The following is a 26,576-nucleotide window of genomic DNA, read 5'->3' on the forward strand; positions in this document are numbered from 1 at the left end:
GGTTCCTCAGAGGTCGAGTACGAGGCGGCCGTCGGCGCGGGAGACGCAGACGAGCATCTCCTCGCGGCGTTCGTCGTCGGTGAGGCGGTTGTCGCGGTGGTCGGGGTTGCCGGACAGGACGCGTGTGCGGCATGTGCCGCAGAACCCTTGCCGGCAGGAGTAGGCGACATCGGTGCGGTGTCGGCGGATCACGTCGAGTGCCGATTCGTCGGCGGACACTGGAAGGACCTCGCCGGTGCTCGCCAGCTGCACCTCGAACGGACGGCCGTCGACGATGGGTGGTGCGCCGAACCGTTCGAAATGCAGTGCGCGGGCGTCGGTGTCGTCGAATCCGGTTCGCACGGCATCGAGCATCGATGTAGGACCGCAGCAGTAGACGGCGCCTCCGATGGGTGCGGCGGCCAGGAGGTCGGCGGCGGTGGGGATGCCGTATTCGTCGTCGGGGCGGATGAAAACCCGGGCGCCGTAGCGCTGTTCGAGCTCACGGACGAACGGCATCGCGCTGCGACTCCGGCCTGTGTACACGAGGAGCCAGTCGGTTCCGGCGAGTTCGGCAGCGCGCGTCATCGCGAGGATCGGCGTGATCCCGATGCCGCCCGCGACGAAGAGTGCCGGCCCATCCGCGACGAACGGAAATCCATTGCGAGGTCCCCGCACCGTCACTGTGTCACCGGGTTGGAGCGCGTGCATTTCGAGTGAGCCGCCACCGCCGTCGGGCACACGGCGCACCGCCACGACGTAGCTGCCGGCGTCTGCGGGGTCTCCGCACAGCGAGTACTGCCGGCGCCGTCCGGACTCCAGGTGCACGTCGATGTGCGCACCAGGGTGCCACGACGGTAGCGCGGTGCCGTCCGGCGCCTGTAGCGTCAGCCGCACCACATCCTCGTCGGCAGCCACGACCTCCTTGTGCGACACAATGAGTCGAATCTCCGGGTCTGGCCGTGCAACGTTGTCGGTCCCGGTGCCCAGCGGGGCGACCACGCCGATGTACCGGTCGACCAGCACCTTCAGCACGCTCATCCCACGGTCGGGACGGCTACGTCCGCGGAGGTCGCGCGGACCGTCCCGGCGGTCCAGGAGGCGCGTCACCGGTTTGCTCCCCGGGCGGCGGGGGAGGTCGCGAGGTAGCGGACGGCCTGAGCGGTCGAGCCCTCGTGGCTCGGGGCATACGTGCGGTGGAAGTACCGCGACAGTCGCTTGGCGAGGTCGAGCGGCCCGGGCATGGTGCCGCGCCGGCTTGCGGCGAGCCAGTCGGAGACGTGCGGTGTGCGCGTACGCCCGGAACCATCAGCGAGTTGTGGGTCGCTTGCCATGAGGAACCGGGTGCCGCGAATCCACAACCAGGTGAGAACGGGGGCGACGATTATCTGCGTCCGCAGGCGTCGCGCTTCACCAGGGTCGAAATAGCGCATCACGTCGTACGCGACGCTGCGGTGCTCGACTTCTTCCGCGCCGTGCCAACGCAGCAGATCGAGCATCGTGGGATCCGTTCCCGCTGCGTCGAGTCCTTGCGCGTTGAGCACCCAGTCGCCGAGGAACGCCGTGACGTGCTCGATCGCCGCGATGATGGCGAGACGCTCGACGAGGTAGTTCTCCGCGCGCAGACCGGTCAGGGGTCGCGGTCCGAGGAGTCGCCCGAACATCCAGTGGATCTGGTCGGTGAACGGCGTGGGGTCGAGGCCTCGAGCGTGGAGGTGCTCGAGAACACCTCGGTGCGCGTTGGCGTGGACCGCTTCCTGCCCGATGAAGCCGAGGACGTCTTCGCGGAGTTCCTCGTCGTGGATGTGGGGGAGTGCTTCTTCGAAGGTCTCGACGAACCACTCCTCCCCGGCGGGGAGGAGTAGATGCAGCACGTTGAGCACGTGGGTGCTGAACGGATCACCGGGGACCCAATGCGCGGGCAGCGTGCTCCAGTCGAAATGGACGTCGCGGGCGTGCAGGAGAACTCGATCTGGTGCGGTGGACGTCACAGTGCTCACGGAGGAAGCAGGACCGTGCACGCGGCTGCAGGTGTTCATGTGAGCGAAGGTTACCGTAACTCGAAGTCATATATAAGTGGGTTCCGGCGGGCCGACATTGACCGGACAGCCGTGGCCCGCCCGCGTTCGCCGAGGCGAAGGGGAAGTTCACCCGGGGCGGCGATGAGTTCCGGTTCATGCAGGAGTCTCAATGTGCATGACGATGACGACGGATGGTGAAGAGAGAGAAGGGGGCCGTCCACGATGAACACGAACACATCGGTGCCGTCCACCGACACGGCCGCCCTCGTCGCTCGCGATGGGATATTGCTGGCTGCACGTATCGGTTTGGGAATCTTGATGATCGCGCACGCGAAGCTCGAATACGACTTCGCCGGCGGCAGCATCACCGGTGTAGGGGAGCTGTTCGAGCAATCGAATATCCCTCTCGCGGCGATCACCGGACCGGCGAACGTGCTGTTCGAATTCGTCGGCGGTGTCGCCATGATCCTCGGGCTGGCTGTGCGCCTCGTCGGGGTCCTGATGGCGGTGAATATGGCGGGAGCATGGATTTTCGTGCATACCAGCGGGCTCTACGCGACTGATCACAACGGCCCGGAGCTGGTCATCGCGCTCGGTCTGCTCTCGCTCATGCTCGCCGCCTTCGGCTCCGGTCGAGTGGGGATCGATCATCTGATCGCCGGACGCCGCCGAAGCGGCCGGCCCGCTCGCTGACCGCAGCTGCTGAAATAATAGGTGACGCTCAGTGCCGTTCCGCCGGATCGGGCGGTAGTGTGCGCCCGCACCGGTGGGCTCCGACAGCAAACCGGCCCGGACTCGAATGAGTCCGGGCCGGTGGTGGTAGCGGGGACAGGATTTGAACCTGCGACCTCTGGGTTATGAGCCCAGCGAGCTACCGAGCTGCTCCACCCCGCGTTGCATTGCTAACAGTACACGATGTTTCGGGGTGCGATTACCAGGGCGGTTCTACCGGCGCGGAGAGCCGATCGTTTCGGAGTAGTACCCGCGGATATGGGACTCGATCCGACACCGTGCGAGATCAGGATCACCGGCACGCACCGCCTCGACCAGCCCACGGTGTTCGTGCCGCAGCCGCCCGCACGTCGTCGGCCAGATCGCGAGTGGCGCCCCGGCGAGAACGTAGCCCTCGATCGACTCACGCAACCCGGCCATCATCGCCGCGATCACCTGGTTGCCTGCGGCGTCTGCCATCGCGATGTGGAACTGCGAGTCGAGCACCAGGAACTCGTTCGCCGCCAGCTCGGTGTCGTCCATCGCGTCGAGCAACTCCTCCGCATTGCCCAGATCCGGTGTGGGGTTGCGAGTGGCGAGCAACTGCATCACCTCGGTTTCGAGGACGAGGCGCGTCTGTACGACATCGGAGACCGGGAAGCTCTGGGCCGCGACCTGCATCCTCATGAGCATCGCCATCCCGCCCGTGGGCCGCGACACGATCATCGCGCCGGAGGTGGGTCCCGACCCGGTCTGAGATTTGAGCAGACCCATCGCTTCCATCACGCGCAGTGCTTCCCGCACCGACGACCGTCCGACTCCGAGCTCGGCGGCGAGCACACGTTCGCCGGGCAGGCGCTGGCCCGGGGAGAGCTCCCCGGATACCAGCATCTGCTCGAGATGGTTCAGCACGTGTTCCCACGCGCGTGGTTCGGACTGTGGCGACATGACTCGACAGCCTATGCTTCTGCGTCGGGGCAGGTCAGGGCAGCATCCAGGACAGCACCGGCGTCGACTGCAGGTACACCAGCACACACAGGATCGCGAGCATGCCGACGCTGTACCAGACGACCTTGCGCAACAGTTCCGGCTCACTGCCGGGCCGGTCGACGGCGGTCGCCGCGATCGTGAGGTTCTGCGGACTGATCAACTTGCCGACCACGCCACCGGAGGTGTTCGCCGCGACCAGCAGCGTCGGGTCGATACCGGCGGTCTGACCCGCGGCCTGCTGTAGGCGAGCGAACAGCGCATTGGCCGAGGTGTCGGACCCGGTGACGGCGGTACCCAGCCAGCCGAGGATCGGTGAGAACAGCGCGAAGATCGCGCCGGTGCCGGCGAGCCAGGTGCCGATCGCGACGGTCTGTCCGGACTGGTTCATCACGTACGACAGTCCCAGCACCGTCGCCACCGTGGCGATGGCCAGGCGCATCTTCCATGTGGTGCTGCCGAAGGTGACCACGGCGAGACGTGCGGTCATCGGGAACTTGCCGGCGTGGGTCCACACCGCGTAGACGAGGGTGACGATGGCGCCCGAGATGAGCAGGAGCGTGCCCGGAGTGGACAGCCACGGCAGGGTGTAGATCGCGCCAGTCGACGCCGAGCCGTCCTCGTTGAGCAGGTTTCCGTACAGGCCCGGCCATTCGATCTTGATGTCGGTGGATGCCAGCCACTTCGGGATGTCGACTCCGATCGTCCACAGCTTGGCGATGCCGAACACGACGATGACGAGCAGGTACGGGAACAGGGCGAACATCGTGCGGGTGGGGCCGATGGCTTCGGCCGACGCCTGCGAGAGCTGGTCGTCCGGGGTGCGAGGACCCCAGAAGCGCAGCATGATCACTGCGGCGGCCAGACCCACGAGGGAGGCGACGACGTCGGTCAGCTCGTACGAGAAGTGACTCGAGCACCAGAACTGGGCAAGCGCGAACGCGGCACCGGTGACGAGCGCGATCGGCCATACCTGGCGGAAGCCGCGACGACCGTCTACGAGGAACAGCAACAGCATCGGCACGAACAGTGCCAGCAACGGGGTCTGGCGTCCGACGACGGCCGCGATCTCGGTGGCGGGGATGCCGGTGAGGTTGCCGGCGGTGGTGATCGGAATTGCCATGGCGCCGAAGGCGACCGGTGCGGTGTTCGCGACCAGGACGGTGACGGCGGCGCGGATGGGGGGCATTCCGATCGCGATCAGCATGGCGCCGGTGATGGCTACGGGTGCACCGAATCCGGCGAGGGCCTCGAGCATGCCGCCGAAGCAGAATGCGATGAGCATCGCCTGTACGCGCATGTCGCCGCGGCCGACCGAGTTGAACACCTGCCGCAGGTCTTCGAACCGGCCGCTGACGACGGTGAGTTCGTAGAACCAGATCGCGGTGACCACGATCCACATCACGGGGAACAGACCGAACGCGATGCCTTGCAGTGCCGACAGCCCGGCGAGCGGTGCAGGCATTCCGAATCCGACCACCGCGATGATCAGAGCAACGGCGAGCGCGCCGAGTCCGGAATACCAGGCCTTGAGCTTGAACCCGGCAAGTAGGACGAAGAAGGTCAGCAGCGGCACCAGGCCGAGCAGTGCGGAGGCAGTGAGGCTACCGGCGACGGCGGTCGTCGACGGTGTGAAGGTCACCGCGAGCAGGTCGGTTTCCACAAGAGGGCTCCTGAGGTCGCGGCCGCAGTGTGCGGCGACTGGCTGTGTGGTCTGACCACGTGGTCAGACCACAGGGAAGCTACACCATGATGCGGGTCACAATCGAGTCCCCGGTACGAAATCGGGAAATTTCGAAATCTTGTGACGGCGTCCACGGGGATCGGCTAGGGTGTGGTCAGACCACACAAGCCGATGCGGAGTTCCCCATGCGAGTCGCGCTGTTCGCCACGTGTCTGGGCGACACGTTGTTCCCGAATGCAGTCAAAGCCACCGCCCTCCTGCTTGCCAGGCTCGGGCACGAGGTCGTCTTCCCCGAATCTCAGACGTGCTGCGGCCAGATGCACGTCAACACCGGTTATCAGCCCGACGCGCTGCCCCTCGTCGAGAACTACGCCGACACGTTCGGTGACGCCTCCATCGATGCCGTGGTCGTACCGTCCGGGTCCTGCGTCGGTTCGGTTCGGCACCAGCACGAGATCGTCGCGTCGCGATACGGCAGCCCGAGCCTGTGTGGTCGCGTGGACACGGTCAAGGCCAAGACCTACGAATTGTCGGAATTCCTCGTCGACGTCCTCGGCGTCACCGATGTCGGTGCCTACTTCCCGCATCGCGTGACCTACCACCCCACGTGTCACTCACTGCGGATGCTGCGTGTCGGCGACAAACCCCTCCAGCTGCTGCGCGCGGTCCGGGAAATCGACCTGGTCGAACTCCCCGAAGCCGACTCGTGCTGCGGCTTCGGCGGCACATTTGCACTCAAGAATGCGGAGACCTCCACCGCGATGCTGGCCGACAAGATCCGTAACGTATCGACCACGGGCGCCGAGTTCTGCAGTGCGAGCGATTCGTCCTGTCTGATGCACATCGGCGGCGGTATGTCGCGGTTGCAGACGGGAACCCGGACAATCCATCTCGCCGAGATACTCTGCGCCACCGAGTCGAAGGTGGTTCCGGTATGACATCCACGGCACTCGGATTGCCGTCGATCCCGCCGCGCGGGTTCGGTAATCTGCGCGGAACCGAAACCTTCCCGGCCGCAGCACATCACGAGCTCGCGAACGGGCAGCTGCGGCGCAACATCGGCAAAGCGACCCATACCATCCGCACAAAGCGGCTCAACGTCACCGGTGAGATCCCCGACTGGGAACAGCTGCGCGACGCCGGTGCTGCCGTCAAAACAGATGTACTGAACCGACTTCCCGAGTTGCTCGAGCAACTCGAAGCTGCGGTGATCGCACGCGGCGGAATCGTGCACTGGGCTGCGGATGCCGCCGAAGCCAACGCCATCGTGACGCGGCTCGTCCGAGAGACCGGATCCGACGAGGTCATCAAGGTCAAGTCGATGGCCACGCAGGAGATCGGCCTCAATGAACACCTCGAGGCCGAGGGTATCCACGCATACGAGACCGACCTCGCCGAGCTCATCGTCCAGCTCGGACACGACAAGCCGTCGCACATCCTGGTTCCGGCGATCCACCGCAACCGCACCGAGATCCGCGAGATCTTCCTGCGCGAGATGGCCGGCGTGGACCCGGATCTCGATGACAACCCCGCGCATCTTGCCGAAGCGTCCCGCAAGTTCCTGCGCCAGAAGTTCATGACCGTCCCCGTCGCGGTGTCCGGAGCGAACTTCGGGATCTCGGAGACCGGCACGCTCGCCGTCGTCGAATCCGAAGGGAACGGCCGCATGTGCCTGACCCTGCCCGACACCCTGATCACCGTCATGGGTATCGAGAAGCTGCTGCCCACCTATCGCGATCTCGAAGTGTTCCTGCAGTTGCTGCCCCGGTCGTCCACAGGTGAGCGGATGAATCCGTACACCTCCATGTGGACGGGGGTCACCCCTGGCGACGGACCGCAGAACTTCCATCTCGTACTCCTCGACAACGGCCGCACCGCGGCGCTCGCCGACCGCGTGGGACGCGAAGCATTGCACTGCATCAGGTGCTCGGCATGCCTGAACGTGTGCCCCGTGTACGAGCGCACCGGCGGGCATGCCTACGGATCCACGTATCCTGGCCCGATCGGTGCGGTGCTCAGCCCTCAATTGGCCGGCATGAGCGAACCCGGCGACCCCAACGCGACCCTACCGTTCGCCTCGAGCCTGTGCGGAGCCTGCTACGACGCCTGCCCGGTGAAGATCGACATCCCTTCGCTCCTGGTCGAATTGCGGCATCAGAAGGTCGAACATGCAAAGTTCGGGCCTGAGGCTGCGGTCATGAAGGCCGCTTCGGTGGCGATGTCGACGTCTGCGCGTTGGACCGCGGCGCAGAAGGCTGCCGGAGCGTTGCGGATCGTCGCGGGGAAGAAGGGCAAGATCTCCAACCTTCCCGGCCCACTCGCGGGATGGACGGCAGCTCGTGACATCCCGGCACCCCCGAAACAGACCTTCCGGCAATGGTGGCAGTCCGACGAGGGCGCTGCGGCGATCGCGCAGGCGCGCGAGAACGGAGAGGCGCAATGACGTCGCGCGACACGATCCTGGGACGCATCCGCGATGCCAGTGTGCTGGCGCCGCCGATGCCCGTGGACATTCCACGTGAGTACCGCACCGGTCGGGTGCTTCCCGACGACGAACGCTACGAGTTGTTCGTCGATCGGCTCGTCGACTACAAGGCTCATGTGCATCGCAGCACTGTCGAGGAACTACCCGCCACGATCGCACGTGTGCTGAACGAGCGAGGTGTCCGCCGTGTGGGGATACCTGCGGGGCTGGATGCTTCATGGCTGTCCGAGTTCGACGGTGAGATCGTCGTCGACAGTGCCGACGTCCCTGCGCCCGACCTCGAGGGCCTCGACGGTGTCGTGACCGCGTCGACGGTGTCGTGCGCCGAGACCGGCACGATCTTCCTCGACGGCAATCCCGATCAGGGCCGCCGGGCTCTGACGCTGGTGCCCGACCTGCATGTGTGCGTGGTGCCGATGAGCAGCGTCGAGGTCGGCGTGCCGGAGGCGCTGGCCAGGTTGGTGCCGGAGCGGCCCACCACGATGATCAGCGGACCCTCGGCGACATCCGACATCGAACTCGAACGCGTCGAGGGGGTGCACGGTCCGCGGACCCTCGATGTGGTGATCGTCTGAGTGCTCAGGACCGACCGATACGTAGGCGCAGCAGTTCGACGCCGTCCAATTCGTCGAGCACTGCGGCCCTGCCTACCATCGCCAGCGCGAGTGCCTCCCCGGGACCTTGTACGACGGGCCCGTCGCCGCGTTCCCACTCCAGGTCGGTCGCGACGAGCCGGAGTTCTCGGATATAGCGTCGGGGTCGGGCGAACGGATCCGGGTGATCGAGCACGAGCCGGAGCCGGTCGGGGTCGATCGTTCGTGGAAGCCCCAGCGGCCTGCGGATGTCCTGCTGGTGCACAAGATGATCGGCGAGGCACAGGCGAGGAAAGTATCGTGCGTCCAGCTATGGGAAGTCGAGGCCGACAACCTGTCGACGAGGCGATCGACGGGGGCATCACGTGCCGCGACGACGTAGTGCTCGTTGAGGCGATCGGCCGATGGATGGACGACACCGGCGAGAGCGTAGCGGTACAGGGGCACCGAATCGATCGTCAGGTGGCCCGCGACGTCACGCACCGACCACCCGTCGCAGAGCGACGGCGAGTCCCACTGGGCGGGCGTCAGTGAACGGAGGAGTTCGACGAGTTCCGCGCGTTCGGCCACGATCTGTTCTCGAATGTCCACGCTCTCACAGTACGACCGCTGCGGTGCCGTTCCGCCCGTGAATTCTCACAAGCGACGTACCCTGGACGTGGTGATCGTGTGACGAAGGCGCGGGTTCAGGACATTCACATTTTGGCGTCGGCCATGCCCGACGTCACGGTCGAGATCGGGCCCAAAGGCAACTCCGTTTATCAAGTGGGTCGTAAGTCGTTCGTCTTCTTCCGTACGCCACGACCGGACGCGAAGGACCCCGACACAGGCGAGCGATACACCGATGTGGTGGTCTTCTGGGTGCCGTCCGAATCCGACAAACTCGCACTGATCCAGGATCCCGACACGCCCTTCTTCACCACCCCGCATTTCGACGGTCACCCGTCGGTCCTCCTACGCACGAGCAGGATCGGCGAGATCAGCCGTCAGGAGCTGGCCGAGGTGATCGAGGATGCCTGGTTGGCGCAGGCATCACCGCGTCGGCGTCAACGGTGGCTCGCGGAACACGATATGTGACGACGCAAGGCACCGCACGGTCAGCCGTTCTTCAGCCGCCACTCCGCGAGGTCGATTGTGCTCGAGATGGATTCGATGAGCGAAACGAGTCTCTCCTCGGGACCTGGCGCGCTGAGTATCGCGTACCGGTCGGCCTCGCCCATCGGGATGTGCCGGGCGAGAGCGAAGAGGCGCGCGCCTGGGTCGGTCGGAAGATCGTCGGGCGGGGGCGCCGCGCGCCCGTCGGTGAGTTTGTCGAGCAGACCGTAGAGCCGGCCCAGATGCACGGTGAGTTCGGTCAGATCCACGGCGGCGGAGTCGGTGTCGGGCCACTCCTCGACCTCAGCGCGTGGATACGGATCGTCGGGAAGCCACTCGTTGATGCGAATGCGTTCTTCGGCAATGCATTCCAGGGTGTGCCGTCCGCCGCCGAGCTCGTTGTCGACCATGATTCGGGCGACGGTGCCCACGTCGGTGCGCTGATCGCCGCCACCTACCTCGTGCCCGCGGGAGATGAGCACGACGCCGAATCGCGGGCCGTCGGGTGCGGCCATGCAGTCGCGGACCAGTTCTTGATACCTCGGTTCGAACACCCGCAGGGGAAGGTGGTCTCCGGGAAGCAGTGCTGTACCCAGTGGAAACATGGGGAGAATCGGCATCAGGGCATCCTCAACCGTGGTGTCGGAGGTTCTGGGATCGGGTCGCCGCGTTCGATCTCGGTGAGCAGATGGTCGGCCCACGCGGAGAGCCCGTCGATGTCGAGACCGTGTGGTGGTTCGTCCTCGTAGTGACGTATTCGCGCTTGCCCCTGCTTCAGCACCGACGTAGCGCCTTTCACGTTGCCACGAAGCAGGTGGGTGAGCCCGACCGAGAGCTGTGCCAGTCCCTGCCACAGGGGGCGTTCCTCGGGCTCGCACGACTTCCAGACCGACTCGAACACCTCGTGGGCGTGGAACGGGTACCCGTGGTCGAAGAGTCGTTGACCTTCGGTGATCGCCTCGTCGGGGTCGAATTGCGCGTCCTCAGGAATTCCCTCGACCCCCTCTTCGCCGTAGGGCAGAGGGCGACCCAGTGCGTCGCGAGGTCGTGCGTTCTGCGGTTTCCCGTCCGAGGTCCGGTCCCGATCCGACATGGACCCAGGTTAGTCCACGGTGTGTCCCCGGCGGCACTCTCACGCGGAGCGGGATGCCCCGATGGTCGATTCGACGATCACGACGAGAGTGTCGGTGAGTAGCGTGTGCACCTGTTCGCGGGTCAGTGTTCGGCGTTCGATCCATTCCCGGCCGGTGGATTTGATCAGACCGCCGTAGGCACGAATCATCGGGTGGAGTGCGAGGGCCTCTTCTTCGGTGATGGCGGGTCCGAGTGCCTCGAGCAGGCGATCAGCGGCAAGGTCGTCAGCGTCGCTGAGGATCTTGCCGACGTCCGGGTCGCTTGCCATGCCGCCGCCGGCGACTGCGACGAGCCAGGTCTTGCCGTGTCGTTCGAGGATGGTCAGGAACCAGCCGATGAAGGCGTCCGCGCGTTCGGCGAGGGTCCCGTCGGGGACGGTCAGGCGGTCCGGTGGTGGCACGGTGACCATCGCTTTGATGACCTCGAGATAGAGGTCGCGCTTGCCCCCGAAGTAGTGGTTGATCAGGCCTCTCGCGACACCGGCTTCCTTCGCGAGTTCGGTGGCCGACACGGATGCGTAAGGGCGTTCGCCGAACAATCGGATGGCGCAGTCGAGGATCTGGCGGCGACGTGCGTCGGGTTCGAGACGCTGTCGCCGGGGTTCGGCCTCCAAGCTCATGGAAATACCTTCTCACTCCTGATGGCCGCCATTTCGAGTGGGAGAAATTCCGGCGCGGAAATTGTTATTGACAGTGTGCCAACAAGCACATTACTTTAGGAGCACTCACGGGGACAGAAGCGAACCCGATCATCGCGCGACACCGGAGGAACCGTGTCCACAGCACTCATCACCACGCCCGATGCGAGCGAGTCGGCTGCCGTTCGCGAACTCGCCCGCGACTTCTTCACCAAGGAAGTGGCGCCGCTCGAGCCGAAGTTCATCGAGCAGGGTTATCCCGACCGATCCGTCTACCGCAGAGCCGGCGATCTGGGGCTTCTGTGCATGTCGATCCCGGAGGAATACGGCGGAGGCGGCGGCACCTTCGCCTACGAAGCGATCCTGTTCGAGGAGCAGATCCGCTCCGGTGACAGCGCGATGCAGCTCGGCGTGCACACCGGTATTGTTCCGCACTACATCCTCGCCTACGGCACCGAAGAGCAGAAACAGCGTTGGCTGCCGAAGCTGGCGTCGGGGGAGTGGATCGGTGCCATCGCGATGACCGAGCCGGGAACCGGATCCGACCTGCAGGCCATCAGCACGCGCGCCGCCAAGTCCGGAGACGGCTATCTCGTCTCCGGCGCAAAGACTTTCATATCCAACGGCCGCAACTGCGACCTGGTGATCATCGCCGCGAAGACTGATCCGGAGGCGCGGGCGTCGGGCCTGTCGCTGCTCATCGCCGAGGTATCCGACGACACACCGGGATTCGAGCGCGGACGCGTGCTGGACAAGATCGGGCAGAAGGGCCAGGACACCGCCGAACTGTTCTTCGACAACCTGCGGATCCCGGCGGAGAACCTCCTCGGACCCGACGAAGGCCGGGGGTTCGTCCAGCTGATGGAACAGCTCCCCAACGAACGCCTGATCTGCGCAGTGGCAAGTGTTGCGATGATGGAGCACGCCGTCGAGGTGACCACCGCATACACGAAGGAACGCAATATCTTCGGCAAGCCGCTCATGGCCATGCAGAACACCCGCTTCGAGCTCGCCGAGTGTGCCACCGTCACCCGCATCGCACGGACCTTCGTCGACGACTGCATCGCCAAGTTCCTCCGAGGCGAACTCGACGTCCCCACCGCCGCGATGGCGAAGTACTGGACCAGCGACCAGCAGTGCGCGATCGTCGACCGCTGCCTGCAGCTGTTCGGCGGCTACGGGTACACCAATGAATTCCCGATTGCGCGCATGTTCACCGACAGCCGAGTGCAGAAGATCTACGCCGGCGCCAACGAGGTCATGAAGGACATCATCGCCCGTTCGTTGTAAGACCTCTCACCCTTCCCCGGAGATCCTGGAGCTTCGATGTACCTGACCCAAGGCCTGCACCGTGCCCTGCAGTGCACTCCCGAGGCGCCCGCCACCATCTACGGCGATCGCACACGCACGTTCCGCGAACACATCGATCGCATCGCTCGTCTCGCAGCCGGTCTGCACAGCCTCGGGGTGACCTCAGGCGACCGCGTCGCGATGCTCTCGCTCAACAGCGACCGCTACGCCGAATACCTCCTTGCGGTCCCGTGGGCCGACGCTGTTCTAAACCCCGTCAACATCCGGTGGAGCCCCGCCGAGATCGCCTACTCGCTCAACGATTCGGGCACGAAGGTACTCATTGTCGACGACGCGTTCGCGGCGGCCATTCCCGCTCTGCGCGGCGCCTGCCCTGACCTGGGCGTCATTATCCACGCGGGTGAGAACGATGCCCCCGAAGGCGCCGTGTCGTACGAAGAGCTGATTGCCACCCACGAACCGGTCGAGGATGCACGACGTTCCGGCGATGAGCTGGCCGGCATCTTCTACACCGGCGGAACCACCGGATTCCCCAAAGGCGTGATGCTCAGCCACACGAACATGGTGACCTCGGCAGCCGGAACGGTCGCCACCGGCGAACTCTTGTCCGGTGACGCACGTTTCCTGCATGCCGCACCGATGTTCCACCTCGCCGACCTGGCCGCGTGGGCAGGTCAGGTCATGCTCGGCGGACCTCACATCATCGTGCCGTTCTTCGAACCGGTCGCGGTACTGAAGGCGATCGAGCAGTATCGCCCGACCGATGTCCTGCTGGTCCCGACCATGTTGCAGCTCCTCGTCGATCACCCCTCGGTGAGCGAATACGATCTGTCGGCGATGCAGCGGATCCTCTACGGCGGTTCGCCGATCGGTGAAGGTCTGGCCAATCGGATCCTGACGATGTTCCCGGGTGTGCGAATGACCCAGGCGTACGGCATGACCGAGGTCGCGCCCGTCGCGTCGCTGCTGCTCCCGGACGATCACAGGGGAGCCACACTGCGCTCGGGTGGACAGGCCGCACCGCATTCGGAACTGCGGATCGTCGACACCGGCGGCAACCCTGTTCCTACCGGTACCGTCGGCGAGATCTGTGTGCGTGGTGGACATGTCATGCAGGGCTACTGGAACAAGCCTGCCGAAACCGCAGCCGTCCTGCGCGACGGCTGGTACCACACCGGCGACGGCGGCTACCTCGACGAGAACGGATTCGTCTTCGTCGTCGACCGACTCAAGGACATGATCGTGACCGGGGGAGAGAACGTGTACTCCGCCGAGGTCGAGAGCGCCCTGAGCAAGCATCCGGCGGTCGCGCAGTCCGCGGTGATCGGGTTGCCGTCGGAGACCTGGGGCGAAACCGTGCACGCCGTGGTGATCCTGGCGGCGGGCGCCGAGGTCACTGCCGAAGAGCTGCAGGCATTCTGCAAGGAGCACATCGCCGGCTACAAGACACCACGCAGTGTCGAGTTCGTCGACGCCATCCCGATGTCCGGGGCAGGCAAGATCCTCAAGCGTGAGCTTCGGGAAGCCCTGGCCGAGCGGTCCTGATGAGCTCTGAAATCCAGGTATCCGACGAGGAGTTCCGCTCCCTCGATCCGGCGACGGACGAGGAAGTCGAGCGGTTCCGCATCCACGACGAGCAGGCTGTACAGCTGCGGGTCGATCGCGCGCGGTCGGCGCTCCCGTGGTGGAAGCGCCAGGGTATGAGCGGCCGCGGCGCCCACCTGCGGCGGTGGCGGACGTGGATCTGGCGTAACGCCGACGAGGTCATCGACCTGATCCATCGGGAGAACGGCAAGCCGCGCGACGATGCCTTCATCGAAGTCGTTCTGGCCGTCGAACACATGCGCTGGGCGGAGGACAACGCCGCCCGCGCGCTGCGTCCGCCGAAGTCGGGCCCGGGGCTGCTCTTCGCGAATTACGCGACAGACGTGGAGTACACGCCGCTCGGGGTGGTCGGCATCATCTCACCGTGGAACTATCCGCTCTACGCTCCGAACAGTTCGGTCTCGTTCGCGCTCGCAGCGGGCAACACCGTGGTGCTGAAGCCGAGCGAGTACACGCCTGCGGTTGCGGCCTGGTACGTCGACGCGTTCTACCGGGCGAATCCAGCTGCGCCGTCGGGTGTTCTGGAGCTGACGACGGGTTTCGGGGAGACCGGCGCCCTGCTCTGCAACGCCGGCGTGGACAAGGTCGGGTTCACCGGGTCGACACGCACCGGCAAGAAGATCATGGCGCAATGCGCGCACACCCTCACACCGGTGCTGCTCGAGTGCGGCGGCAAGGACCCCGTCGTCGTGGCAGAGGACGCCGATGTGAAGGCCGCGGCGCGCGCCATCGCGTGGGGTGGATTCTCCAATGCCGGTCAGACCTGTGTGGGTGTCGAACGTGTCTATGTCGTCCGCGAGGTCAGAGACAGGTTCCTCGCGGAACTACGCGGTCAGCTCGATCAAGTGCGACCGGGCAGCGGTGACGACGCCACGTATGGGCCGATGACGATGCCCGCCCAGATCGACGTGGTGCGTCGCCACATTGCCGCTGCTGTGAAGGACGGCGGGCAGCTGCTGCTCGGAGGGCCCGAATCGGTGGGCGACCGGTACATCGAACCGGTCGTGATACTCGACGCAGACGAGGGCTCGGCCGCAGTCAGGGAGGAGACGTTCGGCCCGGTGGTGACGGTGCGGACGGTCACCGACGTCGACGAGGCCGTGGAGTTGGCCAATGCGAGCGACTTCGCGCTCGGTGCGTCGGTGTTCTCGCGTCGGCGCGGTGTCGAGATCGCTGAGCGGCTCCGCGCGGGCCAGGTCACGATCAACTCCGTCGTCGCGTTCGCCGGCATGGGTGCCGTCCCGATGGGCGGGGTCGGTGAGAGCGGGTTCGGGCGCGTCCACGGGGTCGACGGGATGCGCGAGTTCGTCCGCACCCGCAGCGTGGTGCGCCAGCGCTTCCGGTTACCGGGATTCGAGCTGATTGCGCTTCGCCGCAAGTCGTACGTGCTGCCGGTGCTGCGGCGCGTGCTGGGGCTGCGTCACGCCCGGTGAGGTACCACGATCGAAAGCAGATGTGACTGCGCGAACGACACCAGCTCGTCGCGTGATCCGAGGGGTATCACCGCCTGCGGCGTGAGAACAACGGAATGAGCAACCCGGACGAGGACCTCGGCGCGTGCGGCGAGGTCCTCGACGGCGGGCATCAGTCCGGATTTCACGGCTTCGTCGAGGATGGCGGCGGCCGCGTGCGTGGCGTTCGTGAGGAGTGCGCCCCCATCGGTCGTCAATCGGGGTAGCGAACTCGCGGCCTCGAGGGTGAGCATCCGATTCCAGACGGGGTGTTCGCGCATGCGAATGACGGTGGTGGCGAAGACGTTGCCGATCATGTCGTCGATGGTCTCGGCGGCTCGGGCCGTGGCGACGACCTCTTCGATCAGACGCGCGGCGCTCCGGGTGGTCACGGCGTGCGCGATCTCGTCCCGACCGCCGATTCGTCGGTAGATCGTCACCCGCCCCACGCCGGCACGTCGAGCGATGTCGTTGATCGTCGTCAGTTTGACGCCGACCTCGCTGAACTGGGCCTCGGCCGCATCGAGGATCGACTCGATTTCCGGCGGGTTGGTGGCGCCGACGGTGGACGCGACATCGGCGGCAGGCGGTTGTTCGGCTGGCATCGTCCTAGGCTATCCCGATCCGTCCGAATGAAACATTGATACACGCAACGTCCTAATGTATCTTCGCTGTATCTTCCAGTAACACGTAACAACCGAGGAGTCAGGCATGTCGTCACATCACGGTGTTCCGACGCCCTACAGCGAAGAGGCGCTTGCGATCACCGCTCGCAACGTGCGCTTCGACTGGTCCGGGGTGCCACTGCAGTACGTCCCCGGCGACTCGTACGCCACGCAGTTCTGGAACGTCATGCACCTCGTACTCCCCGAGGGCGAACGCGCCATGGCAGACGTCTTCGGCCGATCCCTGGAGTACATCGACGACCCGCGCCTGCACGAAGAGGTCGTCGGATTCGTCGGTCAGGAAGCCACGCACGCGAGCTCCCATGAGAGCTTCCGCAAGTACCTCGCCGAGCACGACGTCGACATCGCGCCCGTCCTCGACCGCATCGGATACATCGTCGATCAGATCTTCGGCGACCATGGCCTCGAGGGCCGCGCGGGACGGATCTGGCTGCGCGAACGCCTCGGTATCTACGCCGCCGCCGAGCACTTCACTGCCGTCGTCGGCGAGTGGTTGATCGACAACGCCCCGTTCGACCGACGCGGTGTCGATCCGACGATGCTCGACCTGCTGCGCTGGCACGGCGCCGAGGAGATGGAACACCGCAACGTCGCGTACGACGCCTTCCAATATGTGGACGGCAGCTACGCACGCCGTGTGCGCACCGCATTCATCGCGTTCGCAGGCCTGGCGATCCTGTGGTTCAGCACCACCGCCTACATGTACCGCATCGACACCACCGAAACGCGTCGCGTGTGGTGGCCCCGCGCCTACCGGCGCTCGGCGAAGGCATCGATGATCCCCACTCTGACTTTCCTCGCGAAGCAGATCCCGCCGTACCTGAAGCGCGACTTCCACCCCTCGCGCATGGGCGACATCGACAAGGCCGTCCGCTACCTCGCCCAGTCGCCCGCAGCCCGGGAGGCCGCAGCATGAGCACCGTCACCACACCGTCGCCGTTCCTCGGCGCGGTGATGCACGCGACCAGGGCCTACTCGAGGCTGTTCAGTGAGAGCCGCCTCGCTCCGATCCTGTCGCGACCTGCCCCCGTGCGGCACAGCGACTACGACCGGGTGCTCCACGTCGAGACCCGCACCGTGGAAGCCGACGGAGTCGTCTCCCTGACACTGGCCTCACCCGATGGTGGGTCGCTGCCCGCCTGGGTTCCCGGTGCGCATCTCGACGTCTTCCTGCCGTCGGGACTGCAGCGCCAATACTCCCTGTGCGGCGATCCCGCAGACCGGACCCGCTACCGCATCGCAGTCCGCCGCGTCGACGACGGCGTCGGCTCCGCCGAGATCCACGACACTGTCGACGAACGCAGCACGATCCGGATCCGTGGGCCCCGCAATGCGTTTCCTCTCGCCGTCGCGCCGTCGTACCTCTTCGTCGCCGCCGGCATCGGAGTCACGCCGATCCTGCCGATGATCCGCAGTGCCGCCGGCGCCGGGATCCCGTGGACGCTGGTCTATCTCGGCCGGTCCCGCGACACCATGCCCTTCCTCGATGAACTGTCGGCGCTGTCCGGTGGCGACGTTCTGATCCGGCCCGACGACGAGTTCGGCATCACCCCGATCACCGAGATCCTCGGTCATGCCCGGCCGAACGCCGCCATCTACCTGTGTGGTCCGTCGCCCCTCATCAAAGACGCTTACCAGCAGGTCCCGCACGTGGCACCGACCTGCTCGCTGCACACCGAACGTTTCAGCCCGCCGCCCGTGGTCGGGGGCGAACCGTTCGCGCTGCGTCTCGCACGGACGGGAACCACCGTCGAGGTCGCTGCGGATGAGACCGCGCTCTCGGCGTTGCGGCGTGCCGTCCCGTCCGCGGCCTATTCATGCCGGCAAGGCTTCTGCGGAAGCTGCAAGGTGCGTGTGGTGTCCGGCGACGTCGACCATCGCGACACGCGTCTCCTCGATGAGGAGCGATCGGGATCGATGCTCCCGTGCGTGTCGCGCGCTGCCGGATCCACACTCGAAATCGACCTGTGAAACGAGTCGGACCATGACTGATACACATTTGCGCGTCGCCATCATCGGTGCCGGTTTCGGTGGCCTGGGGACGGCAATCAGGCTTCAGCAGGACGGAATCGACGACTTCGCGGTCTTCGAACGCGCGGAAACTCTCGGCGGAACCTGGCAGGCCAACACCTACCCGGGCGCCCAGTGCGACATACCCTCGATCCTCTACTCCTTCTCGTTCGCGCCCAAACCCGACTGGAGCAGGCTCTACCCGCTGCAGGAAGAAATCCAGCAGTACCTAGAGGACTGCGCCGACAAGCACAACCTCCGCCCCCACCTGCATCTGGGGACCGAAGTGACCTCAGCAGCCTGGGACGACGCGGCGCAGCACTGGCGCGTGGAGACCACCCGCGGGAACTACACCGCCGACATCCTCGTCGCTGCGATGGGCCCGTTCAGTGAACCTTCCGTGCCGAACCTTCCCGGCCTCGACTCGTTCGGAGGTGCCACCTACCACTCGGCCGACTGGAACCACGAGCACGACATCGACGGGCGTCGCGTCGCGGTGGTCGGTACCGGAGCGTCTGCCGTGCAGTTCATTCCGCGCCTGCAACCGCAGGTCGAGCACATGACGGTGTTCCAGCGGACCCCCACCTGGATCCTTCCGCACCCCGACCGGCCTGTCGCTCCCCGTGTGCAGCGGCTCTTCGCGAAGGTGCCGGCCACTCAGCGTGCCGCGCGCAAAGCCCTGGACCTCGTTCAGGAAGCCCTCGTCCCCGGCCTCGTCTACCGGCCCGGATTGCTCAGCGGGGCTGCGGCACTCGGCCGGTGGCACCTGCGCCGACAGGTCGACGACCGGGCATTGGTCGAGAAGCTCACCCCCACGTACGCATTCGGATGCAAGCGGCCCACGTTCTCCAACAAGTACTACCCGGCCCTCGCGTCCGACAACGTCGACGTCGTCACCACCGGCATCGATCACGTCGAACGCGACGCGGTCGTGACCATCGACGGCACCAGGCACGAGGTCGACACCATCGTGTTCGGCACCGGATTCAAGCTCACGAACAACAGTGGCTTCTCCCGACTGCGCGGGCGCGACGGTAGGTTGCTGTCGGAGCAGTGGGCGGGCGGTGAGATGACTGCCTACCTGGGGACGACGATCGAGAACTTTCCCAACATGTTCATGCTGCTGGGCCCGAACTCCGTGGTCTACACCTCGCAGGTGGTCACCATCGAGACGCAGATCGACTACCTGCTCGCGGCCCTGCATGCCATGGACGCCGTCGACATCGACAGCATCGAGGTACGTGCCGATGTCCAGCAGGATTTCGTCGAGGACACCGACCGGCGCCTGACCGGATCCGTATGGAACTCCGGCGGATGCAGCAGCTACTACCTCAGCCCGTCGGGCCGCAACTTCACGTTCTGGCCCGGATTCAACGCCTCGTTCCGCCGGCGGATGTCGACGTTCGACCTCGCCGACTACCGGCTCGGGAAGGCTCTCGGCTCCACCGCACGGCGCGCTTCGAAGGAGACGACGGTATGACGCGCTCACTCGACCTTGCAGGCAGGACCGCCCTCGTCACGGGTGCAGCCCAGGGCATCGGATTATCGATGGTCCGTGAACTTCTCGGACGTGGTGCCCGAGTGGTGCTCGTCGACCGCGACGAGGCCACACTGAAGAAGGCAGCCGGCACGCTCGATTCGAGCGCGATCTTCGTCGCGGTCGCCGACGTCACCGACCGCGACGCGATGGCCGACGTGGTCACCCGCTCCTCGGAGGACTTCGGCCCGATCGACGTGGTCGTCGCCAACGCCGGTATCACCCCGCCGCCCGCGACCATCCGCACCTCGAACCTTGCGGAGTTCGACCGCGTCATGGCGGTCAACCTCACCGGTGCGCTGAACACCATTCACCCGACGCTCGACGGGATTGTCGAGCGCCGTGGGCACATCGTTGTTGTGTCTTCGGCCGCAGCGTTCAGCCCCGGGCTCGGTGGCTCCGCGTACATGGCGAGCAAGGCCGCCGTCGAACAGGTCGGGCGTGCCCTGCGCTTGGAGCTGGCCCACACCGGCGCGACCGTGACGGTCGCGTACTACGGATTCGTCGACACGGAGCTGGCACGCGACACCCTCGACCGGGATCCACTGGGAGCGCGGGTCGGTGAGCTGCTGCCGTGGCCGATGAACAGGCGTGTCAGCCCCGAACACGCTGCCGCCGTTACCGTGCGCGCAATCGAACGGCGGGCGCCTCGCGTAGTCACCCCGAGACTGTGGGGTGCGTACTCGGCCCTTCGCGGGATCGTGAACCCGGTGATCGACGAGTGGATCGTGCGGAACCGCACGGTGCACACCCTCATCGGTGACCTCGAGCGGCGCGAGTCGGCAGAACGATGACCGGAGCCGATCGATGACGACAGTGAGTCGTCGCAGCACAGTGCTCGGCGCAACCGCCCGAACGTTCCTGCGCCCGATCTTCGAGCACGTGAACCCGGCCGGTCCCGGACGTATCGTTCTGCGCGGCACTGTTGCTGCCGGTTCGGTGCTCGGCGGGATGAGTGCCGCCGCGGGCACCAGGGTCGTTGACGACGTCGTGCCCGGCGAGATGATCGTCCCCGGCCACCTCCTCGACGATGCGATCATCCTGTACCTGCACGGCGGCGGATACGTCGCGGGGTCGGCGCGACTGGAGCGGGCGGTCACCTCCGACCTCGCTGCTGCCACGGGAATGCGGGTGCTGGCGCTCGACTACCGGCTTGCGCCCGCCCACCCGTTCCCTGCCGCCCGCACCGACGCTCTCGCGGCGTACCGGTCGCTGATCGCCCGCGGGTACGCTCCGGGGCGGATCGCGGTCGTCGGAGTATCGGCGGGAGCGCATCTCGCGATGAGTATGCTGACCACCCTGATCGAGATCGGGGAGACCGGGCCCGGCGCGGTCGTGTTGTTCTCGCCGCTGCTCGACACGTCGTGTGAGGAAGCTCTGCGCGCCGACTCACTCACCCGCGACCCGTTCCTGCCGCCTGTCTTCGCTCAGCGCTGTGCGGGTGTCTATGTGGGAAGCCGAGATCGGCGCTCGGCGCACCTCGACGTGTTCCAGGCGCCGACGTCGTTGCTGGCCGAGATGCCGCCCATCGTCAGCTTCGTCGGTTCCACCGAATGCTTCGCATCCGACGCTGTGCGCCTCCACACGGCGCTGCTCGATGCGGGCGTCCCCAGCTCGACGTTCACGGTGCCGGGACAGGTGCACTCGTTCGTCTCCCTGTGCCGGAGGCTCCCCGAGGCGCGCACCAGCGTCCTCGACGCGGCCGCGTTCCTGCGCCGGCGTCTGTCCTCCGACTCCCCAGAACTCACCGAAATGCCAGAACTTGCCGACTCCCCAGATCACTCAGAAGCGGACACTGCCATGACCGGCCTGCATTCACTCACCCCGACCGACGATTCGTTCTTCGACACGGCGCCGGTGCGCGGCTCCCACACTGTCTTCGTTCCGGTCTCACCCGCACGGCTGTGGCGGGAGCTGTCCGCCGATGACGCCGTCAAATCGTGGAGTCCGGGTGTGACACAAACGAAGTGGGATGTCTCGACCGTGCGCGGGGTCGGTGCCGTGCGCAACGTGACGCTACTCGGCGCAGCGACCGTCGAGGAGCGCTTCTACCGGTGGGACGAGAACCGACGCATGACCTTCAGCGCCAGCGGTATCAGCCGGCCGATATGCCGTGCATTCGCGGAGGACTACATCCTCGAGCCCGAGGGTGCGGGAACCCGCTTCACGTGGCGTGCGGCGATGGATCCGGTGGGGCCGGTCTTCGTGCACAAGGTCGCCGGTTCGGGCCTGAGTGCGGTACTCGCACATATGACGAAGGGCCTGGTGCGCCGCAGCATGGACGGATAGCGGGTTCGAATGCTTCCCGGAAAAATGTGAGCCGTTGTTCTGTCGACTTCCTTACGGAATGGTATACGGTATGGGTGTCCGGGCCCGCGCGGATGAGCGCGGGCCCGACGCTCCACCCGTAGCTTCGTCGCCATAACCAACCGGTATCCGGAGGTAGCATGAGCAACGTCTCCACTGCGTCGACTCGGCCGTACCACTCGCTGGACATCTCTGCGTCGTCGTTCTGGGACCAGGACTTCTTCGAGCGTGAGCGGACATTCGCGCAGTTGCGCGCAGTCGACGGGCTCACCTGGCACCGGCCGACGGAATCGCTCTTCCCGCACGAGGAGCAGGGGTATTGGGCCGTGACACGGCACGCCGATATCCGTTATGTGAGTGCCCATCCTGAACTGTTCTGCTCCTCGGCGGGTATCAGCATGGACCCGATGCCCGCCGAGATCCAGAAGGGGATCAGTTTCTTCCTCACCATGGATCCGCCGGAACACACCCGCTATCGGCGATTGATCAGCCTGGCGTTCACGCCCAAACAGGTGCGCACGATAGAAGAGCAGATCATCGCGAACGCTGCGGCGATCGTCGACGAATTCCTCCGCGAACTGGGCTCGGGTGAACCCGTCGACTTCGTCCAGTCGGTGTCCAAGAAACTGCCGATGCGGACTGTGTCGCAGATGATCGGGATCGATCCGGCGAACCACGAAGCGGTCGCCTACGCCGCGGAAGCGCTCTTCAGCACCAGCGACGACGAATACGCAAGCATCGAAGAGCGCGCAACACACATGATGACCCAGCTCGGTGTGCTTACGCGGACGGGCGTCGAGCTCGCGCGTACACGCAGGGCCGATCCGCAGGGCGACCTGATGACCAACATCGTGCAGGCCGAAGTCGATGGCCACCGCCTCACCGACGACGAGGCCGGATCGTTCATGGTCCTTCTGGCGTCGGCCGGCAACGACACCACCAAACAGGCGACCTCACACGCATTCAAAGCGCTGACCGACAATCCCGAACAGATCTCGTGGCTGCTCGACGACTGGGACGAGCGCGGCCCGGAGGCCGTCGACGAGTTCGTCAGATGGTCGACCCCGGTTATCGAGTTCGCGCGGCATGCGGTGGTCGACACCGAGGTGTCGGGTACTCCGATCAAAGCCGGCGAGAAGCTCGTACTGTTCTATTGCTCCGGCAACTTCGACGCCGACGTCTTCGACCGCCCCCTCGAGTTCGATGTGGGGCGAACACCCAACCCGCACGTCGGATTCGGTGGCGGCGGCCCGCATTTCTGTCTCGGCAAGCAGCTGGCCGTCCTGGAGCTGAAGCACCTCTTTCGAGAGCTCCTGTCACGGCTCCCGAAGGTCGAGGTATCCGACCCCGAATACGTGCACAGCGATTTCGTTCACGGCATCAAGAGGATGTCGGTCAGAAGACTCTGACCCCTGGTCGATCGGCTTCGACAAACCGGGGTGGAGCACAGCCACTCCCTGATCACACGAGGTTCACCCATGCCACAACCCGTAATCGTCGGTGCGGTCCGCACCCCGATCGCACGTTCCTTCAAAGGTTCTCTGGTCAACACGTCGGCGGAGGAACTGGCAACCGCCGTCCTCCCGGAGGTGATTCGCAGATCCGGCCTCGATGCCGCAGACATCGACGACATCATCCTGGCCGAATCCAACTACGGCGGTGGCGACCTCGCTCGGCACGCAGCGGTCGCTGCTGGGCTGGAAAACGTTCCGGGACAGGCCGTCAACCGTCACTGCGCGGGCAGCCTGACCGCGATCGGAAACGCCTCCGCGCAGATCGTCTCCGGCATGGAACGCGCCCTCATCGCCGGAGGTGTCCAGTCGCTGTCGACGGGCCCGCTGATGAAGTGGCGGGTTCCGACACGTGGGGGCAGCAGCGTCGACGGACGCGCCGAGAGCGCAGCATACGTCGAACCGTGGATTCCGCCGAGTCACCCGGAGACTCCCGACGCACCGGTCCTCGACATGGCGGTCACGGTGGGCTGGAACACCGCAAAGTCCGTGGGGATCTCCCGCGAGGACATGGATGCGTGGGCAGCCCGGTCGCATCAGCGAGCCGTGGCGGCGATCGACGCCGGAAGGTTCGTCGACGAGATCCTGCCGCTGAAGGTCGCAGGTGCCGACGGTTCGCTCGTCGACTTCAGCGTGGACGAGCATCCCCGACGCGATACGACAGCCGAACGGCTCGCCGCCCTGCCCGTCCTGCATCCGGAGATCGAGGGGTTCTCGGTGACTGCGGGCAACAGCAGTGGCATCAACGACGCCGCGGCCGTCATCGCTCTTGCGAGCAACGAGCTCGCGCGCGACAAGGGACTGAAGGCCCTCGGGACCGTGAAGGCATGGGCAGCATCCGCAGTGCCGCCGCGCGACTGCGGACTCGGCGCAGTGGCGGTGATCGGCAAGGTCCTCGACCGCGCCGGGCTGGCCGCATCCGACGTCGACCTGTGGGAGATCAACGAGGCATTCGCCTCCGTCCCGATTGCTGCGTGTCGCGAGTTCGGCATCGACGAAGACATCGTGAATGTGTCGGGAAGCGGTTGCAGCCTGGGACATCCCATCTCGGCGTCGGGTGCACGCATGGTGACGACGATGGTCTACGAACTGGCGCGCCGCGGCGGAGGAATCGGCGTCGCAGCGATGTGCGCCGGGGGCGGCCAAGGCGGCGCCGTGGTATTCGAAGTCGAAGGCTGAGAGGAGCCGCAATGTCCGACGAAGTACTGCTCGAACGCCGAGGGCGAATTCTGATCATCACGATCAACCGCCCGGAGGCACGTAACGCAGTGAACCGGGCGGTGAGCCAGCAGCTGGCCGACGCGATGGACGAGCTGGACGGAAACCCTGAACTTTCCGTCGGTATCGTCACTGGTACCGGTGGAAACTTCAGCGCCGGAATGGATCTGAAGGCGTTCGCGGCGGGTGAGATTGCCGCTGTCGAAGGTCGTGGTCTCGGGTTCACCGAGAAACCTCCGAAGAAGCCGTTGATTGCAGCCGTCGAAGGTAACGCCCTGGCCGGGGGAACCGAGATCGTCCTCGCCACCGATCTCGTCGTCGCGTCGAAGGACGCGAAGTTCGGTCTGCCGGAGGTCAAACGCGGTCTTGTCGCCGGCGGTGGTGGACTCCTCCGGCTGCCCGACAGGATCCCGTATCAGAAGGCCGTCGAGCTGGCCCTGACCGGCGACACGTTCAGCGCGGAGGAGGGCGCCGGCTACGGGTTCGTCAACGTGGTCGCGGAACCGGGACAGGCCCTGGACGAGGCGATTCGCCTGGCCGAACGCATCACCGAGAACGGACCGCTGGCCGTGGCCGCAACCAAACAGATCCTTGCCGAGTCGCGGAGCTGGTCGGACGAGGAGAAGTGGAAGAAGCAACTCGATCTCCTCATCCCGGTCTTCATGTCGAAGGACGCCGCCGAGGGCGCGAAGGCCTTCGCGGAGAAGCGGAAGCCGAACTGGACCGGCAGCTGACACCGGGCGCGAACCAACCGAACAACAGGAGGGGAACACATGTCTTTCGAAGGTGAAGTCGTACTGGTCACCGGTGGTGCCGGGGGTCTGGGTGCGGCGACGGTGCGGAAGCTGCACGCCGAGGGGGCTGCGGTGGTGATCGCCGACATCGCCGATGAGCAGGCACAGAAGTTGGCCGACGAGCTCGGCAACAAGGCCGTGTACGTGCGGACCGACGTGCTCGACGACGACTCCGTGGAGGCGACGCTGGCGAAGGCCGATGAGCTCGGCACACTCAGGTACGCCGTCATCGCTCACGGCGGTATCGGGGTGCTGGAGAAGGTGGTCAACCGCGACGGCACACCGCACTCGCGCAAGGGATTCACCGACACGATCTCGCTTTACCTCACGGGCACGTACAACGTGCTCCGACTGGCGGCAGCCAAGATCGCGAAGCTGGAGCCCAAGCCGAACGGTGAGCGGGGCGCCATCGTCATGACCAGCTCCATCGCCGGCTTCGAAGGGCAGATGGGACAGTCCGCGTACTCGGCGGCCAAGGCCGGCGTCATCGGCCTGACCTTGACGGGCGCCCGTGACCTGAGCTCGGTCGGTATCCGGCTCAACTCCATCGCACCGGGCACTATGCGCACGCCACTGCTCGAGCTGATCGGCGAAGAAGGGCTCGAGAAGTTCGCCAAGAACATCCCGTTCCCGAAGCGCCTCGGCACACCCGACGAGTACGCGTTCCTTGCCCAGCATCTGCTGGAGAACTCGTACATCAACGGCGAGGTCGTGCGACTCGACGGGGCGCAGCGGTTCCAGACTCGTTGACGCGAGAGCTGTGAACGGCATCGTCCCACCGGGGTGCGCCACGTCGACAATCGAGGCGGCACACCCCGGT

26 protein-coding genes, 1 tRNA gene and 1 pseudogene are annotated in these 26,576 nt (G+C 65.8%); 17 read left to right on the forward strand and 11 right to left on the reverse strand.

Annotated features, from left to right (window positions below):
- Positions 1-6: 6 nt before the first annotated feature.
- Positions 7-1,020 (reverse strand): PDR/VanB family oxidoreductase, encoded by a 1,014-nt coding sequence (locus ACZ46K_RS06140; RefSeq protein WP_464749248.1) that lies wholly within the window; start codon positions 1,018-1,020, stop codon positions 7-9.
- Positions 1,021-1,085: 65 nt separating this feature from the next.
- Positions 1,086-2,018: a metal-dependent hydrolase gene (locus tag ACZ46K_RS06145; RefSeq protein ID WP_464747214.1), complete on the reverse strand. Its 933-nt coding sequence runs from the start codon at positions 2,016-2,018 to the stop codon at positions 1,086-1,088.
- A 204-nt stretch (positions 2,019-2,222) separates the two neighbouring features.
- On the opposite strand from ACZ46K_RS06145, the gene ACZ46K_RS06150 reads away from it, so the two are divergent.
- Positions 2,223-2,693 carry a DoxX family protein gene (locus ACZ46K_RS06150; protein ID WP_054805491.1) on the forward strand — a complete coding sequence of 157 codons (471 nt, stop codon included), beginning with the start codon at positions 2,223-2,225 and terminating at the stop codon, positions 2,691-2,693.
- Between the two features lie 124 nt (positions 2,694-2,817).
- On the opposite strand, the gene ACZ46K_RS06155 is transcribed toward ACZ46K_RS06150, so the two are convergent.
- The 3 genes from ACZ46K_RS06155 to ACZ46K_RS06165 form a co-directional block, all read right to left on the reverse strand.
- Positions 2,818-2,894: transfer RNA gene (locus ACZ46K_RS06155), tRNA-Met, on the reverse strand.
- Between the two features lie 51 nt (positions 2,895-2,945).
- The gene (locus tag ACZ46K_RS06160; protein ID WP_054809780.1) at positions 2,946-3,659 is read right to left on the reverse strand and encodes a FadR/GntR family transcriptional regulator; all 714 of its coding nucleotides are present in this window, start codon (positions 3,657-3,659) and stop codon (positions 2,946-2,948) included.
- Positions 3,660-3,693: 34 nt separating this feature from the next.
- Positions 3,694-5,361, reverse strand: coding sequence for an L-lactate permease (locus tag ACZ46K_RS06165; protein ID WP_464747216.1), 1,668 nt, complete (start codon positions 5,359-5,361; stop codon positions 3,694-3,696).
- A gap of 206 nt (positions 5,362-5,567) precedes the next feature.
- Here ACZ46K_RS06165 and ACZ46K_RS06170 point away from each other — a divergent pair, with 206 nt between their 5' ends.
- From ACZ46K_RS06170 to ACZ46K_RS06180, 3 genes are read left to right on the forward strand one after another with little or no spacing between them, the layout of a single operon-like run.
- Positions 5,568-6,320, forward strand: coding sequence for a (Fe-S)-binding protein (locus ACZ46K_RS06170; protein WP_054809781.1), 753 nt, complete (start codon positions 5,568-5,570; stop codon positions 6,318-6,320).
- Positions 6,317-7,825: a LutB/LldF family L-lactate oxidation iron-sulfur protein gene (locus ACZ46K_RS06175; protein WP_054805492.1), complete on the forward strand. Its 1,509-nt coding sequence runs from the start codon at positions 6,317-6,319 to the stop codon at positions 7,823-7,825. The genes ACZ46K_RS06170 and ACZ46K_RS06175 overlap by 4 nt, the downstream gene beginning before the upstream one ends.
- Positions 7,822-8,442, forward strand: a complete 621-nt coding sequence (locus ACZ46K_RS06180; protein ID WP_464747219.1) for a LutC/YkgG family protein — start codon at positions 7,822-7,824, stop codon at positions 8,440-8,442. The genes ACZ46K_RS06175 and ACZ46K_RS06180 overlap by 4 nt, the downstream gene beginning before the upstream one ends.
- 4 nt (positions 8,443-8,446) lie before the next feature.
- On the opposite strand, the gene ACZ46K_RS06185 is transcribed toward ACZ46K_RS06180, so the two are convergent.
- Together ACZ46K_RS06185 and ACZ46K_RS06190 are read right to left on the reverse strand one after the other, a co-directional pair.
- Positions 8,447-8,725 (reverse strand): hypothetical protein, encoded by a 279-nt coding sequence (locus ACZ46K_RS06185; RefSeq protein ID WP_464749524.1) that lies wholly within the window; start codon positions 8,723-8,725, stop codon positions 8,447-8,449.
- A gap of 98 nt (positions 8,726-8,823) precedes the next feature.
- Positions 8,824-9,051: pseudogene (locus ACZ46K_RS06190) on the reverse strand (maleylpyruvate isomerase family mycothiol-dependent enzyme); the annotation flags it as partial.
- Positions 9,052-9,174: 123 nt separating this feature from the next.
- Between ACZ46K_RS06190 and ACZ46K_RS06195 the strand changes: the two are divergent.
- Entirely contained in the window at positions 9,175-9,537 is a 363-nt protein-coding gene (locus tag ACZ46K_RS06195) for an MmcQ/YjbR family DNA-binding protein (protein ID WP_054805493.1), read from the forward strand.
- Positions 9,538-9,557: 20 nt separating this feature from the next.
- On the opposite strand, the gene ACZ46K_RS06200 is transcribed toward ACZ46K_RS06195, so the two are convergent.
- The 3 genes from ACZ46K_RS06200 to ACZ46K_RS06210 are packed head-to-tail and all read right to left on the reverse strand — an operon-like array spanning position 9,558 to position 11,308.
- Positions 9,558-10,175, reverse strand: a complete 618-nt coding sequence (locus tag ACZ46K_RS06200; protein ID WP_464747221.1) for an LON peptidase substrate-binding domain-containing protein — start codon at positions 10,173-10,175, stop codon at positions 9,558-9,560.
- The gene (locus ACZ46K_RS06205; RefSeq protein WP_054712991.1) at positions 10,175-10,648 is read right to left on the reverse strand and encodes a DUF309 domain-containing protein; all 474 of its coding nucleotides are present in this window, start codon (positions 10,646-10,648) and stop codon (positions 10,175-10,177) included. Before ACZ46K_RS06205 ends, ACZ46K_RS06200 begins: the two co-directional genes overlap by 1 nt.
- A gap of 39 nt (positions 10,649-10,687) precedes the next feature.
- Positions 10,688-11,308: a TetR/AcrR family transcriptional regulator gene (locus ACZ46K_RS06210; protein WP_054809784.1), complete on the reverse strand. Its 621-nt coding sequence runs from the start codon at positions 11,306-11,308 to the stop codon at positions 10,688-10,690.
- Between the two features lie 153 nt (positions 11,309-11,461).
- Between ACZ46K_RS06210 and ACZ46K_RS06215 the strand changes: the two genes are divergently transcribed.
- Genes ACZ46K_RS06215 through ACZ46K_RS06225 form a run of 3 tightly spaced genes read left to right on the forward strand, consistent with a single transcriptional unit; the run spans position 11,462 to position 15,675 of the window.
- Positions 11,462-12,616, forward strand: coding sequence for an acyl-CoA dehydrogenase family protein (locus ACZ46K_RS06215; RefSeq protein WP_464747223.1), 1,155 nt, complete (start codon positions 11,462-11,464; stop codon positions 12,614-12,616).
- A 36-nt stretch (positions 12,617-12,652) separates the two neighbouring features.
- Positions 12,653-14,182 carry an acyl-CoA synthetase gene (locus tag ACZ46K_RS06220; protein ID WP_054805496.1) on the forward strand — a complete coding sequence of 510 codons (1,530 nt, stop codon included), beginning with the start codon at positions 12,653-12,655 and terminating at the stop codon, positions 14,180-14,182.
- Positions 14,182-15,675 carry an aldehyde dehydrogenase family protein gene (locus ACZ46K_RS06225; RefSeq protein WP_054805497.1) on the forward strand — a complete coding sequence of 498 codons (1,494 nt, stop codon included), beginning with the start codon at positions 14,182-14,184 and terminating at the stop codon, positions 15,673-15,675. The genes ACZ46K_RS06220 and ACZ46K_RS06225 overlap by 1 nt, the downstream gene beginning before the upstream one ends.
- On the opposite strand, the gene ACZ46K_RS06230 is transcribed toward ACZ46K_RS06225, so the two are convergent.
- Positions 15,663-16,298: a TetR/AcrR family transcriptional regulator gene (locus ACZ46K_RS06230; RefSeq protein ID WP_054805498.1), complete on the reverse strand. Its 636-nt coding sequence runs from the start codon at positions 16,296-16,298 to the stop codon at positions 15,663-15,665. The two genes, ACZ46K_RS06225 and ACZ46K_RS06230, sit on opposite strands and share 13 nt — an antisense overlap.
- Positions 16,299-16,404: 106 nt before the next feature.
- On the opposite strand from ACZ46K_RS06230, the gene ACZ46K_RS06235 reads away from it, so the two are divergent.
- From ACZ46K_RS06235 to ACZ46K_RS06275, 9 genes are all read left to right on the forward strand, one after another.
- Positions 16,405-17,295: a metal-dependent hydrolase gene (locus ACZ46K_RS06235; RefSeq protein WP_054713001.1), complete on the forward strand. Its 891-nt coding sequence runs from the start codon at positions 16,405-16,407 to the stop codon at positions 17,293-17,295.
- Complete coding sequence (locus ACZ46K_RS06240; RefSeq protein WP_464747224.1) at positions 17,292-18,350, forward strand: PDR/VanB family oxidoreductase; 1,059 nt, start codon at positions 17,292-17,294, stop codon at positions 18,348-18,350. The genes ACZ46K_RS06235 and ACZ46K_RS06240 overlap by 4 nt, the downstream gene beginning before the upstream one ends.
- 13 nt (positions 18,351-18,363) lie before the next feature.
- Complete coding sequence (locus ACZ46K_RS06245) at positions 18,364-19,869, forward strand: flavin-containing monooxygenase (RefSeq protein WP_464747225.1); 1,506 nt, start codon at positions 18,364-18,366, stop codon at positions 19,867-19,869.
- Positions 19,866-20,720, forward strand: a complete 855-nt coding sequence (locus ACZ46K_RS06250) for a short-chain dehydrogenase/reductase (RefSeq protein WP_054809785.1) — start codon at positions 19,866-19,868, stop codon at positions 20,718-20,720. The genes ACZ46K_RS06245 and ACZ46K_RS06250 overlap by 4 nt, the downstream gene beginning before the upstream one ends.
- Positions 20,721-20,733: 13 nt before the next feature.
- Complete coding sequence (locus ACZ46K_RS06255; RefSeq protein WP_464747226.1) at positions 20,734-22,215, forward strand: alpha/beta hydrolase fold domain-containing protein; 1,482 nt, start codon at positions 20,734-20,736, stop codon at positions 22,213-22,215.
- 158 nt (positions 22,216-22,373) lie between these two features.
- The gene (locus tag ACZ46K_RS06260) at positions 22,374-23,642 is read left to right on the forward strand and encodes a cytochrome P450 (protein ID WP_054805501.1); all 1,269 of its coding nucleotides are present in this window, start codon (positions 22,374-22,376) and stop codon (positions 23,640-23,642) included.
- A gap of 69 nt (positions 23,643-23,711) precedes the next feature.
- Positions 23,712-24,923: a thiolase family protein gene (locus ACZ46K_RS06265; RefSeq protein ID WP_054805503.1), complete on the forward strand. Its 1,212-nt coding sequence runs from the start codon at positions 23,712-23,714 to the stop codon at positions 24,921-24,923.
- 11 nt (positions 24,924-24,934) lie between these two features.
- Positions 24,935-25,696 (forward strand): crotonase/enoyl-CoA hydratase family protein, encoded by a 762-nt coding sequence (locus tag ACZ46K_RS06270; RefSeq protein WP_054810185.1) that lies wholly within the window; start codon positions 24,935-24,937, stop codon positions 25,694-25,696.
- Between the two features lie 39 nt (positions 25,697-25,735).
- The gene (locus tag ACZ46K_RS06275) at positions 25,736-26,506 is read left to right on the forward strand and encodes an SDR family NAD(P)-dependent oxidoreductase (protein WP_054719086.1); all 771 of its coding nucleotides are present in this window, start codon (positions 25,736-25,738) and stop codon (positions 26,504-26,506) included.
- The last annotated feature ends 70 nt before the right edge of the window (positions 26,507-26,576 follow it).

The sequence above is a fragment of the Rhodococcus sp. JCM 9793 genome (genome assembly GCF_055380405.1).

Excerpts from the sequence above, each read along its gene's own strand:
- ACZ46K_RS06140 (WP_464749248.1), bottom strand. The coding sequence starts at position 1,020 with ATGAGCGTGCTGAAGGTGCTGGTCGACCGGTACATCGGCGTGGTCGCC.
- ACZ46K_RS06145 (WP_464747214.1), bottom strand. The coding sequence starts at position 2,018 with ATGAACACCTGCAGCCGCGTGCACGGTCCTGCTTCCTCCGTGAGCACT.
- ACZ46K_RS06150 (WP_054805491.1), top strand. The coding sequence starts at position 2,223 with ATGAACACGAACACATCGGTGCCGTCCACCGACACGGCCGCCCTCGTC.
- ACZ46K_RS06160 (WP_054809780.1), bottom strand. The coding sequence starts at position 3,659 with ATGTCGCCACAGTCCGAACCACGCGCGTGGGAACACGTGCTGAACCAT.
- ACZ46K_RS06170 (WP_054809781.1), top strand. The coding sequence starts at position 5,568 with ATGCGAGTCGCGCTGTTCGCCACGTGTCTGGGCGACACGTTGTTCCCG.
- ACZ46K_RS06175 (WP_054805492.1), top strand. The coding sequence starts at position 6,317 with ATGACATCCACGGCACTCGGATTGCCGTCGATCCCGCCGCGCGGGTTC.
- ACZ46K_RS06180 (WP_464747219.1), top strand. The coding sequence starts at position 7,822 with ATGACGTCGCGCGACACGATCCTGGGACGCATCCGCGATGCCAGTGTG.
- ACZ46K_RS06195 (WP_054805493.1), top strand. The coding sequence starts at position 9,175 with ATGCCCGACGTCACGGTCGAGATCGGGCCCAAAGGCAACTCCGTTTAT.
- ACZ46K_RS06200 (WP_464747221.1), bottom strand. The coding sequence starts at position 10,175 with ATGCCGATTCTCCCCATGTTTCCACTGGGTACAGCACTGCTTCCCGGA.
- ACZ46K_RS06205 (WP_054712991.1), bottom strand. The coding sequence starts at position 10,648 with ATGTCGGATCGGGACCGGACCTCGGACGGGAAACCGCAGAACGCACGA.
- ACZ46K_RS06210 (WP_054809784.1), bottom strand. The coding sequence starts at position 11,308 with ATGAGCTTGGAGGCCGAACCCCGGCGACAGCGTCTCGAACCCGACGCA.
- ACZ46K_RS06220 (WP_054805496.1), top strand. The coding sequence starts at position 12,653 with ATGTACCTGACCCAAGGCCTGCACCGTGCCCTGCAGTGCACTCCCGAG.
- ACZ46K_RS06225 (WP_054805497.1), top strand. The coding sequence starts at position 14,182 with ATGAGCTCTGAAATCCAGGTATCCGACGAGGAGTTCCGCTCCCTCGAT.
- ACZ46K_RS06230 (WP_054805498.1), bottom strand. The coding sequence starts at position 16,298 with ATGCCAGCCGAACAACCGCCTGCCGCCGATGTCGCGTCCACCGTCGGC.
- ACZ46K_RS06235 (WP_054713001.1), top strand. The coding sequence starts at position 16,405 with ATGTCGTCACATCACGGTGTTCCGACGCCCTACAGCGAAGAGGCGCTT.
- ACZ46K_RS06240 (WP_464747224.1), top strand. The coding sequence starts at position 17,292 with ATGAGCACCGTCACCACACCGTCGCCGTTCCTCGGCGCGGTGATGCAC.
- ACZ46K_RS06245 (WP_464747225.1), top strand. The coding sequence starts at position 18,364 with ATGACTGATACACATTTGCGCGTCGCCATCATCGGTGCCGGTTTCGGT.
- ACZ46K_RS06250 (WP_054809785.1), top strand. The coding sequence starts at position 19,866 with ATGACGCGCTCACTCGACCTTGCAGGCAGGACCGCCCTCGTCACGGGT.
- ACZ46K_RS06255 (WP_464747226.1), top strand. The coding sequence starts at position 20,734 with ATGACGACAGTGAGTCGTCGCAGCACAGTGCTCGGCGCAACCGCCCGA.
- ACZ46K_RS06260 (WP_054805501.1), top strand. The coding sequence starts at position 22,374 with ATGAGCAACGTCTCCACTGCGTCGACTCGGCCGTACCACTCGCTGGAC.
- ACZ46K_RS06265 (WP_054805503.1), top strand. The coding sequence starts at position 23,712 with ATGCCACAACCCGTAATCGTCGGTGCGGTCCGCACCCCGATCGCACGT.
- ACZ46K_RS06270 (WP_054810185.1), top strand. The coding sequence starts at position 24,935 with ATGTCCGACGAAGTACTGCTCGAACGCCGAGGGCGAATTCTGATCATC.
- ACZ46K_RS06275 (WP_054719086.1), top strand. The coding sequence starts at position 25,736 with ATGTCTTTCGAAGGTGAAGTCGTACTGGTCACCGGTGGTGCCGGGGGT.